The organism is Pleomorphovibrio marinus, assembly GCF_003347495.1.
GTDB classification, from domain to species: domain Bacteria; phylum Bacteroidota; class Bacteroidia; order Cytophagales; family Cyclobacteriaceae; genus Pleomorphovibrio; species Pleomorphovibrio marinus.
In genome coordinates this window covers 477,629-490,231 of the sequence record NZ_QCXY01000004.1, presented here as the reverse complement: position 1 = coordinate 490,231, position 12,603 = coordinate 477,629, and the positions used below count along the sequence as shown (strand labels likewise).

Sequence of the window (12,603 nt, the reverse complement as noted above, 5' to 3'; positions counted from 1 at the left end):
AAGATTGGATTCAATTAGGATTAAGTAATCTTCCATTACCAATACAATGCTATGCAACTATGAAGAGACGGGAATTCTTGGGTACAATGTCCATAAGCGGTATGGCAGGGTTGGGCTTACCTTTTTGGTCTACCGCCTCCCAATCTAAGCTAAACAATGCCCAAGAATCGGGGTATAAGGTGGACGTGGCAATTGCAGGTGCCGGATTGGGTGGCTTTGCAGCAGCTATGGCGGCACTCAGAAATGGCCTCAGCGTCCTGCTCACCGAAGAAACCGACTGGATAGGTGGACAAATCACCCAACAAGGGGTACCTCCAGATGAACATAGCCATATTGAAACTACCGGTGCTACCCAGCTTTACAGGGACTATCGCAATGCAGTCAGGGAGTATTACCGAACCCATTACCCCATGACCGATGAGGCTAGGGCAAACCCCTTATTAAACCCAGGTAATGCTACCGGTGCCAGACGAATGAGTCATGAGCCACAAGTGGCCCTTGCCGTTATGTACGGGTTTCTTGCCCCTTATTTGAGCAATGGGCAACTTACCCTGCTGCTCAGTCATAAGGTGGTGGGAGCAGATTCCGGCAATCATAAGGTTAAGGCTGTGAGATTTAAAAGCTTGTCAAGCGGAAGGGAAATTACCTGTGAAGCCCCCTATTTCGTGGACGCCACGGAGCTTGGGGACTTGTTGCCACTCACCAATACCGCATATGTGACAGGTGCTGAATCAAAGGCACAAACCGGGGAGCTGCATGCACCGGAACAGGCGGATCCGGACAATGACCAGGCTTTTACCCTTTGTTTTGCCATTGATCATGTGGAGGGGGAAGATTTTACCATAGACAAACCTAAGGATTACGCTTTTTGGAGAAACTTTGAACCGGAGATGCATCCGCCCTGGTCGGGGAAGCTGTTGGATTGGCATTATTCCAACCCTTCCACCCTTGAACCCAAATTGTTGGGATTCAATCCGGAGGGAAGTACCGGGGATTTGTTGAATTTATGGGATTACCGACGATTGGCTCACAGGAAAAATTTTAAGCCGGGTACCTATAAAGGAGATATCACAGTGGTAAATTGGCCCCAGAATGACTATTTTCTGGGAAGCCTTATTGATGTGGATGAAAATACCTTTCAGCAGCATGTAGCACAAAGCAAACAACTTAACTTGTCCTTACTGTATTGGATGCAAACCGAAGCGCCCAGAGCTGATGGGGGCCAGGGCTGGCCGGGATTACGACTGAGGCCCGATGTCATGGGCACTGAAGACGGTATGGCCAAATACCCTTATGTCAGAGAGTCGAGAAGAATTAAGGCGGTTTTTACTATATTGGAGGAGCATGTGGGCAGGGAGAACAGGGCACTGGTCACTGGGAACCCAAACATCGATAATGCCAAGCAGTTTGAGGATAGTGTTGGGATAGGTACTTATCATATAGATTTGCATCCCAGCACCTCAGGAAATAATTATATTGATTTCGGTTCCTTCCCCTTTCAGATACCATTGGGGGCACTGTTGCCTGAAACCATGGACAACCTAATTCCGGCAAACAAAAATATTGGAACCACTCACATCACCAATGGCTGCTACAGGTTGCATCCGGTGGAATGGAGTATTGGGGAGGCAGTGGGGTATTTGGTGGCTTTTGCCAAGAACAAATCTGTGCCTCCTAGAAAAGTGAGAGAGGATAAGGGGTTACTTCAGGAATTTCAAAGCTATATTCGAAAGCAGGGCGTGCACACAGCATGGAAAGTGTAAATCCCCTCCATAAAAACATTAATCTAAGTTAAATAAACACCCAGCATGAGTCAACCTAAAGAAAGAAGAGAGTTTTTAAAAAAACTAAGTGCCGGTGCGGCACTTACCGCGGCATCTCCACTGGCTTTTTCACAGACCAGGGAATTACCCCAATACCTGGATTTGGTAAAGAGAAAATCCATAGCTGCCAACGACAACATCCGGATAGCGGTGATTGGCACCGGGGGCATGGGTATAGGGGATACCAACACTGCCTTGATGGTAGACGGAGTGGAGGTGGTGGCAGCCTGTGACCTTTATGATGGGAGGCTGACACGCGCCAAGGAGCTATGGGGGAAAGACCTTATGGTGACGAAAGACTATAGGGAAATCCTGGAAAGAAACGATATAGATGCGGTGATCAATGCCACCACTGATCATTGGCACGAGAAGATTTGTTTAGACGCCATGGACAAGGGCAAGCACATTTACTGTGAGAAGCCAATGGTGCAGAAAACGCCGGAAGGGCACCGTGTCATTAAGAAGCAAAAGGAGACCGGAGTGGTGTTTCAAGTAGGCAGCCACTATGTGAGCTCCATTATCCATGCCAAGGCCAAAGAACTTTTAGAAGCAGGAGAGATAGGTGAGATCAATTTTGCCGAGGCCCAAATCGACAGGCAAAGTGCTATCGGTGCCTGGCAATATTCCATACCGCCCGATGCCTCCCCGGAGACGGTGGACTGGGACACCTACCTTGGCCAGGCTCCTAAAAGGCCCTGGGAGGCTAAGCGCTTTTTCAGATGGCGTAATTATTGGGATTATGGCACAGGCATGGCCGGTGACCTGTATGTACATATGCTTTCCATGCTGCATTTCGTCACTGGTTCAAAGGGCCCCAACCGGGTGATGTCCACCGGGGGCTTGCGGTATTGGAAAGACGGCAGGGATGTTCCCGATATTCATTTGGGACTTTACGATTATCCCGAAACCCCAGAGCATCCCGCATTTAACCTTGCCCTCCGCACCAACCTGATTAGTGGAGGGGGTGGGGGATACCTGTTCAGAATAGTGGGTTCGGAGGGGGATATATCCATTGGGTTTGACAGCCTCACGCTGAGACGGACGCCCATGCCCGAAGCGCCCGGCATGTCCATCAATTCGTTTTCTGAGGAGATGCAGGAGAAATTCAAAGAGGAATATTTCAAAAAGTATCCCAGGCGTGCGCAAATGGAAGGCCCTAGGGAATTTTCCTATAAGGTGCCATCCGATTATAAGGGGGACAGGTACGAACACTTTGTCAATTTCTTTGAATCCATCCGTGAAGGTAAGCCAGTAGTGGAAGATGCTGTCTTTGGTTTGAGAACCTGTGGCCCCACAGAGGCAGGAAATATCAGCTACCAAGAAAGAAAGATCATGGGTTGGGATCCGGAGAAAATGGAAATAGTGGATGCGGTTTAACCATCGGAAAAATAGACCTGTATTAATATATCACAGTATGCAATCAGCAAAATTCATTTATACACCTTTTTTATTAATCTGGATAATGGCCTGTAGCCCCAATGAATCGAAGGAAGATAGGGCCGGGGAAAAATCTATTGAAACCAACGAACTAGCCCTAAATACGCTTACAGATACCGAAAAGGCGCAGGATTGGGAATTACTGTTTGACGGGGTATCCACCCAGGGCTGGCACTCCTACCTGGGAGACGAAACTACTTGGCAGGTGGCAGGTGGCATATTGTACACCGAAGGGGGAAATGGGGATATCGTAACGGACGCTGAATTTGAGGACTTTGAACTTCTGGTAGATTGGAAAATTCAAGACCAGGGAAATAGTGGGGTGTTTTATCACGTGATAGAAGCCCCTGAGTATCCCAGAATCCATCATACGGGCCCCGAGTTTCAGCTCATTGATGATGAAAATTACCCACAAGAGCTACTGGATACTCAAAAAACAGGTGCCATTTCCGATCTAAAAGCACCCGATGTTTTGGCATCCAATTCTCCTGGAGAATGGAATCACACACGGATAGTAGTCCAGGAAGGTCAAGTGGAGCACTGGCTAAACGGAGAAAAAGTAGTGGAGGCTGAAATGGGATCCCCCGAATGGGAAGAACTGGTGGCCAACAGCAAGTTTGCCGAGTTTGATTATGCCAAAGTCAGGAAGGGTCGCATAGGTCTTCAGGATCATGGAGATCCAGTGGCATTTAGAAATATAAAAATCAGAGTGTTATGAGGCCTTCTTTACCTACTTCAAGAACTGTCCTTAACCTTGTAAGAATAAATCATGGAGTAATAAACTAACAAAAAACCAAAAAATATGAACCAAAAACTGAGCGTAAAAACAATGCTATTGGCATCGGTCTTCTTTTTGGCCTTTATGGCCTGTGATTTCGAAAGTGAGGATGAGGATGTCTATGATGTGGTCGTATATGGTGGCACTTCAGGTGCTGTTACTGCTGCCGTTCAGGCAAAAAAAATGGGTAAATCCGTAGTCTTGGTTTCCCCCGATGTCCATCTGGGAGGGCTTTCCTCCGGAGGTCTGGGCTGGACCGATACAGGGAAAAAGGAAGTCATTGGCGGCCTCTCTAGGGAATTTTACCAGCGTGTGTACGATAAATATCAGGTGGATGATGCCTGGAAATGGGAGAAGAAGTCGGAGTTTGGCAACCAAGGCCAGGGTACTCCCGCTCTAGATGGGGAGTTCCGCACCATGTGGATTTTTGAACCCCATGTAGCAGAGGAGGTGTATGAGGATTTTGTACGTGATCATGAAATTGAAGTGCTGAAGGACGAATGGCTGGACAGGTCAGGCGGGGTCACCGTAGAGAATGGCAGGATCACCGCCATAAGGACCCTAAGCGGAAAGGAATTCAAAGGAAAAATGTTTATTGACGCCACCTACGAGGGCGATCTGATGGCCGCTGCGGGGGTAAGTTACCATGTGGGAAGGGAAGCCAATTCCGTATATGACGAAGAGTGGAACGGAGTACAAACCGGAGTCTATCACCACAGGCATCACTTTAAGGTATTGGATGAGCCCATTGACCCTTATTGGACTCCTGGAGATCCCTCTTCCGGACTTCTTCCACGGATCAGCCCAGACCATCCCGGAGAAAAAGGGGAGGGGGACGACAAGGTTCAGGCCTATTGTTTCAGGACCTGTATGTCCAACCATCCGGACAATCAGGTGCCATTCCCCAGACCCGACAATTATGACTCCACGCAGTATGAATTATTGGTGAGGATCTTTGATGCGGGATGGGATGAATGGTTCGGTAAATTTGATATGATCCCCAACCGTAAAACAGACACAAACAACCATGGCCCTTTCAGCTCTGATAATATTGGAATGAACTATGAATATCCCGAGGCCAGCTATGAAAAGCGAAAGGAAATCATTAAGGAACATGAGGACTATCAAAAAGGCTTACTTTACTTCGTGGCAAATGACCCAAGGGTGCCCAAGGAAACCCAGGAAGAATTCCAGAAATGGGGATTGGCCAAGGACGAATTTACCGATAATGGTAATTGGCCCCATCAGATCTATGTAAGGGAAGCCAGAAGGATGATAGGTAAATTCGTTATGACCGAAAATGAACTGTTGCAGAAAAAACCAACCCCTGAGTCGGTAGGGATGGGTTCTTATACCATTGACTCCCATAACATACAGAGGTATGTCGATGAGAACGGGCATGTACACAATGAAGGGGATATAGGTGTTCCCCTTCCCCAGCCTTACGAAATCGCTTATGGTTCTTTGGTGCCCAAGGCAGAGGAATGCACAAATCTGATGGTTCCTGTTGCCGTATCCTCCAGTCATATCGCCTTTGGTTCCATACGTATGGAACCGGTATTTATGATTTTGGGGCAATCTGCCGCTACTGCCGCCATCATGGCCCTAGATGAGGGCATCAATGTGCAGGATGTGGAATATGCAAAATTGAGAGAGCGACTATTGGAAGACGGACAGGTGCTTACCATGGAAGACAGGATATTGGGAGCAGAATAATTCAACGGATGGAAAAGCCTCTCGAATGCTGCATATTACTTTATTTTCTAGGACTAACATTATGGGGTTGTGAGGAGAAACGGGAAGAAGTGGCGCCACCCAATGTAGTGATCATTCTTGCCGATGACCAGGGGTGGGGAGACCTGAGTTCCTCGGGGAATACTAACCTGGAAACCCCTCATATAGATGCCATTGCTGCTAATGGTGCAAGCATCACGCATTTTTACGTGAGCCCGGTATGTTCACCTACCCGTGCCGAACTGCTTACGGGGCGGTATCACCTGAGAAGTGGGGTGACAGGTACTTCAGCAGGAAGGGAACGAATGGACCTTTCTGAACGTACCCTTGCCAATTACTTTCAGGAAGCTGGCTATGCGACCGCCACCTTCGGGAAATGGCATAGTGGCATGCAGCACCCTTATCACCCCAATAGCCGGGGCTTTGAGGAGTTTTATGGATTCTGCTCAGGACATTGGGGGGATTATTTTAGCCCCCCTCTTGAACATAATGGTCGCCTGGTAAAAGGGGAGGGATACCTGGTGGATGATTTCACAAACCGGTCCATTGCCTATATTGAGCAGCATAAGGATAAACCCTTCCTGCTCTACCTTTCCCTGAACACCCCTCACAGTCCCATGCAGGTTCCGGACGAGTGGTGGGATAAATTCAAGGACAAGTCCCTGCCTATGCTCCTTCCTGAAGCCCATGGTGAAGATGTGGAGTTTACCAAGGCAGCTTTGGCCATGTGTGAGAATATTGACTGGAACGTAGGACGTGTTATGGATGCACTTGAGGAGCAGGGACTGGAGGAGAACACCATCGTAATCTATTTGAGTGACAATGGCCCCAATAGTTTCAGATGGAATGGAGGCATGAAGGGTAGAAAAGGTTCCACCGATGAAGGGGGTGTCAGGTCTCCTTTCTATATCCAATGGCCTAAAGCCATTAAGGAGGGAAGGGAGATCGATCAAATCGCGGGTGCCATCGACCTTTTGCCCACCTTGGCAGAGTTGACGGGAATTGCATTGCCCGAAAGCCCTTCTTTGGATGGAATTAGCCTTGCTGCATTATTGCAAGGTGAGAAGGTGGAAGATTGGCCGGACAGGCTGATTTTTAGTCATTGGAACAAGAATATCGGTGTGAGGAGCCAACAGTACAGGTTAGATAAGGATGATCAGCTTTTTGACATGGTGTCAGATCCTGCACAAACCACACCTATCCAAGAACGGCAAGCCGACGTAGCCCGAGCTATGATAGAGAAAAAGGAAGCATGGAAAAAGGAAATGCGTTTTTCTGAGGAAAAACCCTCTGACCCCTTTCCGCTCGGTCATGCCGATGCGCCACTCACCCAGATGCCTGCCAGGGACGGAATTCCCCATGGAGGCATTCAACGGTCCAACCAGTTTCCCAATGACTCATTTTTCACCCATTGGACCTCAAAAAATGACAGCATCACATGGCATGTGGAGGTCTTGAGGTCCGGAGAATATGAAGTAGAGGCTTATTTTACCTGCCCAGAAGATCAGGTAGGTTCCAAAGTGAGGCTCACTGGTGGGGATGGCTCCCTAGAATTTAAGGTGGATGCTGCACATGACCCGCCATTGAGGGGAATGGAAAACGACAGGGTTGAGCGAATGGAGTCTTATGTCAAGGATTTTAAAACCATGAAACTGGGAAGCATTCAACTTGAGGAAGGCCGGAACCAATTGACGCTGCGTGCAGTGGATATCCCCAATGGGGAAGTAATGGATCTTCGGACTTTGGTGTTTTATCATAAAAAAAATAATTAAGATGTTACAAAAAATTAAAATTACCCTACTGGCCCTGTTGATGATAGGGCACTGGGCCTGTGCCCCACAACAGGAGGCAGAAGAATATGATGTGGTCATTTATGGGGCCACTTCCGCGGGGGTCATTGCCGCCTACACCGCTAAAACCATGGGGAAGTCGGTACTGCTGGTAGAACCTTCCCAGCACCTGGGTGGATTGACCACCGGGGGACTGGGGTACACCGATATAGGGAACAAATTTGCTGTCACCGGCTTGTCCCGTGATTTCTACAGAAGGCTGGGGGATCACTACGGGAAGTTTGAACAGTGGATTTTTGAGCCCAGCGTGGCCAAAAACACCTTTCAGGACTACCTGGACCGTGCGGGGATTGAAGTGCATTACGATTATAGAATCATAAGTTCGGATGTAGAGGCCGGGAAAATCAATCAAATAACCCTGGAAAAATCAAGCCAGCCTTCATCGGACACGAATTGGAAGGTGGGTGGAAAGATGTTTATAGATGCTACCTATGAGGGGGACCTGATGGCCAAATCAGGGGTTAGTTATGCGTATGGAAGGGAGTCGAACGATAAATATGGGGAAACCTATAATGGGGTACAACTAATGACCGGGCATCAATTCCCCGACGGGGTGGATCCTTACCAGACCCCAGGCGACCCTTCCAGTGGTTTGCTTTGGGGCATCAGCGACGAGGAACTGCAGCCAGATGGCACAGGGGATGATAAGATACAGGCCTACAACTACCGTATTTGCCTGACAAATGACCCGGATAACAGGGTGGAAATCACCGAGCCGGAAGGGTATGACCCTTCCATGTTTGACTTGTTGGTGCGTCTGTTTGAAGCCCAGCCTAATAGCAGAAGCCTGAACAACTATTTTATCTGGAGCCATATGCCCAATAATAAAACGGACATCAACAATAGGGGTGGATTTTCCACTGATATGATAGGGGCCAATTATGAATATCCAGAGGGCGATTATGAAAAAAGGAAAGAGATTATAGAAGATCATACCCTCTATACCAAGTCCCTATTATATTTCTACAAGACCGACCCCAGGGTTCCCAAAGAGATACAGGAGGAAATGCAAGAATGGGGCTACCCCAGGGATGAATTCGAGGACAATGACCACTGGACTCCCCAGCTCTACGTCAGGGAAGTTAGGAGAATGGATGGGGAATATGTAATGACCGAAGCCAACTGTGTGGGGGATGAGGTGGTGGATGACGGTGTGGGCATGGCGGCCTATACTATGGATTCCCACAATATTCAGCGTATTGTCATTGAGAAAGACGGGAAAGATATGGTGAAAAACGAAGGGAATGTGGAAATAGGAGGCTTTGGCCCTTACCCCATTTCTTACCGCTCCATTATCCCCAAGCGGGGAGAGGTGGAAAACCTATTTGTGCCTGTGGCACTGTCTGCCAGCCATATTGCCTATGGTTCCATACGTATGGAGCCCGTTTTCATGGTATTGGGGCAGTCCTCTGCGGTGGCGGCCAGCATGGCCATAGATAGGGGAGAGGCAGTTCAGGACCTGGACGTGACGGCTCTTCAGGCCGAACTGGAGGAAAATCCCTTGGCAGATGGTAGCACCGCCGAAATTTTGGTGGACAATGACGATGACAGAGGGGTCACCATCACCGGAAACTGGGAAAGCCAGGCAAGGGGAGGATATGGCCCAAGTTTTCTGAAAGCCAGTTCGGATGAGGAAGCCACCGTCCGTTTTGATGCCGCTATTCAGGATCAGGGTGAATATGACGTATATGTCTATTTCTCCCGGGTGCAGGACGCCAGTTCCCAAACCCTGCTAAGGCTCCACGACGGAAATGAAACCAAGGAAATCATGGTGAAGGAAGAGGACATCCGTGTGGAAGGACAGACCAGTGGGGAATGGGTGCATCTGGGCAAGTTTTCCCTTTCCCCAGAGCAGGACGCCTACGTGGAAGTGAGCACCGAAAAAGCCGATGGGATGGTGGTAGCCGATGCGGTGTTGTTTGTGCCGGAGCGTGATAGGTAAGCTAAAGAACATCTTTATTATTTAAAAAACGACTTTCCATCGGCTAAACTAAGAAATTTCAATAATGCCCTCCGAAATCATTTTAGAGGGCATTTTTCTTTTTCCATCTGGGGTAATATGCGAAATAACAATTTTTCCACTAACTACTTTTTCAGTTTAAAAACTAAAGACTGCTTCTTTTTTTTGATATTTTGTCATTATCCATTTCTCTAGGAAAAAAATCAGTCACAAACACTTTCTTAGTGGATTCTTCTACAAAGTAAATAACCTTAATTGATTTACGAGGGGTATAGGGATAAACTAAAAAACGGTGGTTTTTTCCTAAAAAAGAAAGTTTCTCCTCTATTCGACCACGGTTTGGATGGTTCTCCAAAGAAATTGCCATGCTTAGTATTTCTGCCAACTTTTTGTTTGCTGCTGCAGGCGTTTGATGTTTGTATAGGTATTCACCTAATTCCAAATAATAAAATTCGGCTTCAGGTGTAATCTCTACCGAATAGATTTTTCGGCCTTCCATGCTTCAAAATCATTTTTAAAATCCTTGATATTTCTGGTTTGGCCTGTTTCAACTGACTTTAAGGATGCTTTTGCTCTATTTACAAGGTCTTCGTCAGAGGCAGCAAAGATGTCCTTGCTATCTAAAATCCCCTTTATCCGGCTCAAAATCTCTTCGTCCTCTGTCTGGATAAGTTTTTCTATCAACCTGTACTTTACTTCTGGTTTCATGTCTGATTGTCACATTTGGTCATAAGTAAAGTTAACGATTTAATTTGACATGTGTCTTTAATTTGTTCGTGACTACAACTGTTTGACGGTTCTTAAACTATTAAACAAGTCATCATTCCCGTCCGGGGAATCCCTGCGGCAGGCAAGTGGAATTGATAATCATCCCTTTATGAGAACCCTTATCCACAGGGATTTTTTTGAACTACCGGTTTTGAACCCGCTACCCGCTACCCCCGCTACTCGGAATGTGTAATTTCGAGTACAGATTATGCGGATTTGTAATCCTCCACCCACCATCACCGCATCAATCAACCATCAAAAAGAAAATCATCATTGGGCTCCTCCCCCTCCTGTTTTAGGAGGGGGAAAAAGGGGGTGGTCGAAATAAGGCGGGGATTAATACCGCCAATCCGAAGCAAAAAATTAATGAAATAATCTTAACAGCCCGAAATCGTGTTACGGGCTTTATAAATTTGTTCCTCCCAGTGATCATGTTCTTTTGAGTTGAACCCCTGCCTGGGTTCGAGGGGTCGTGTTTTGCTCATTTCCCTGGGTTTCCACTCCGCTAAACGGAGCTAATGGGGTTTGACCACTGCCGTGGTCTGAGGATTTATGTTTTTGTGATCACACCCTATTTCGGACGAAATCAAAAACATCAAATGGTAAATGAATTAACTTTTCCGCTAGTGGCTGGCCGTCAGAAAATAGGCCTGCCCTGAGTTTCTCAGGGGAGTGCGGTTGGTTTGCGGGTAAGGCAGGTTTTTTCTGATCCCGATTATCGGGACCAAAAAGAACGTAAGGTAGATTGAGACGGGAATGTCAGAGTACTTTTCAAGAGTTAATGGAACATTGGTCTTCCCCCTTAAGTAATGGGCTGTCAGAAGAAAGGCTTGTCATGAGGGTTTTGTTAGTGGCCTGTCATGAGTCGTTCAGAGTCGTGTGGCTGGTTCTCGGGTGAGGTAGGACCTCCCCACGACCTGGCCTAAAGGCTCTAGACTTAGTCCTAACTTGACTTTTTTGGTTCCCCGATAAAAGGATCGGGATCGTAGACTTTTTGTGTTAAAGCCTGCCCCGAGTAGCCCAACGGATCGGGGACAAAAAGAACGTTTACTTGTCTGTATTCTAAACTATCTGACAATAGTTGTCGCTGAAAAGAAAATATAAACTCATGAAATCGAGCATGACGCAGGCGTCACACACTGGGATGATTATCATTGCGAGATTCCATATGACCGCTGAATAAAAATTTTAAACATATGAAAGAAGGCAGGGAAAGCATGGTAGACTTTTTCGGCAAAATGGGTCTTGACTTACAAAAATGCCCTCCGAAATCATTTTAGAGGGCATTTTTCTGTTTCCTTCTGGGGTTCTAAAATTCTTTTGCGAACTGCTTTTTAAGTTTAAAAACTAAAGACTGCTTCTTTTTTTTGATATTTTGTCATTATCCATTTCACTAGGAAAAAAGTCAGTCACAAACACTTTCTTAGTGGATTCTTCTACAAAATCGGCTTAATAATAGAAACTTGGCAAATGAGCATTCATTACGTGGAGATAAGCGTTATATTGAGGACAATATCTAAGTTGGGAATAAACCAATAATAATGAGTAACCAAAAGCTACAGCACAAACTGCTAAACCTACATAAGTAGGTTTTATGTAATTTGTGGCTGCTTGACAATTATTTTAAAGATCTAAATACCCAGGAGGAATGGACAACCTAAAACTTATATGCTTTGCCTTGTTGTTTTTTCCCTTGGGGGGATGCGATCTCTTTGATTGCGGGGAGGATATCGTACCGGTTTCTTATCTTTCATCCGTGTCTTGCTAATTCAACAACTACGGGATAGAAGACAGGGAAGCACTTTACTTAATCAATAACGAGGGCGAGTTCCATGAACATATCGGATGCGAATATTTGGACATTGATATCGATTATGAACAGAACTCACTGTTAATAGGAAGGTTTGCTTCCTACTCATGCGGGGAATTGGTTTCCCAAAGTCTCAGATCCAGATGTAACAGGACGGATGTTGAAATCGAGATCCAACCTATGGACTGTGCTGCTATAAACATAATCACATTTGGGGCAATCATCCCAAAGGGGTTCGAAAACGAAAGGTTCAGGTTAAGGGTTAAAGAGCTTTAATATGAAAAAAAATCTACTGCAACTCATCTTAATTTTATGCTTTGCCCAATTGGCTAACGCTCAAGATTTCGAGCATTATTTCTGGTATAATGATGAAAAAATTGAGATTTTTCCCTTTAAAGGGAAAAAATACTACATGAAATGCCCATGAGAAAGAATTCTCACAC

Annotated in this window: 8 protein-coding genes; 6 read left to right on the top strand and 2 right to left on the bottom strand. The window is 46.5% G+C overall.

Translation table 11 applies throughout. From position 1 onward, the window contains the following. Positions 1-59 precede the first annotated feature (59 nt). From DB520_RS13600 to DB520_RS13575, 6 genes are all read left to right on the top strand, one after another. Positions 60-1,763: an FAD-dependent oxidoreductase gene (locus tag DB520_RS13600; protein ID WP_114750246.1), complete on the top strand. Its 1,704-nt coding sequence runs from the start codon at positions 60-62 to the stop codon at positions 1,761-1,763. 45 nt (positions 1,764-1,808) lie between these two features. After that, positions 1,809-3,200 (top strand): Gfo/Idh/MocA family protein, encoded by a 1,392-nt coding sequence (locus tag DB520_RS13595; RefSeq protein ID WP_114750245.1) that lies wholly within the window; start codon positions 1,809-1,811, stop codon positions 3,198-3,200. Between the two features lie 37 nt (positions 3,201-3,237). After that, positions 3,238-3,978 carry a 3-keto-disaccharide hydrolase gene (locus DB520_RS13590; protein WP_114750244.1) on the top strand — a complete coding sequence of 247 codons (741 nt, stop codon included), beginning with the start codon at positions 3,238-3,240 and terminating at the stop codon, positions 3,976-3,978. A gap of 84 nt (positions 3,979-4,062) precedes the next feature. Beyond that, complete coding sequence (locus DB520_RS13585) at positions 4,063-5,754, top strand: FAD-dependent oxidoreductase (protein WP_114750243.1); 1,692 nt, start codon at positions 4,063-4,065, stop codon at positions 5,752-5,754. Between the two features lie 8 nt (positions 5,755-5,762). Then, entirely contained in the window at positions 5,763-7,544 is a 1,782-nt protein-coding gene (locus DB520_RS13580; RefSeq protein WP_114750242.1) for an arylsulfatase, read from the top strand. 1 nt (position 7,545) lies between these two features. Further along, positions 7,546-9,564 carry an FAD-dependent oxidoreductase gene (locus tag DB520_RS13575; protein ID WP_114750241.1) on the top strand — a complete coding sequence of 673 codons (2,019 nt, stop codon included), beginning with the start codon at positions 7,546-7,548 and terminating at the stop codon, positions 9,562-9,564. Between the two features lie 163 nt (positions 9,565-9,727). Here the strand turns inward: DB520_RS13575 and DB520_RS13570 are convergent, their stop codons facing one another. Together DB520_RS13570 and DB520_RS13565 are read right to left on the bottom strand one after the other, a co-directional pair. Next, entirely contained in the window at positions 9,728-10,081 is a 354-nt protein-coding gene (locus tag DB520_RS13570) for a type II toxin-antitoxin system RelE/ParE family toxin (protein WP_114750240.1), read from the bottom strand. Continuing rightward, positions 10,054-10,290, bottom strand: coding sequence for a hypothetical protein (locus DB520_RS13565; protein ID WP_114750239.1), 237 nt, complete (start codon positions 10,288-10,290; stop codon positions 10,054-10,056). The genes DB520_RS13570 and DB520_RS13565 overlap by 28 nt, the downstream gene beginning before the upstream one ends. Between the last annotated feature and the right edge of the window lie 2,313 nt (positions 10,291-12,603).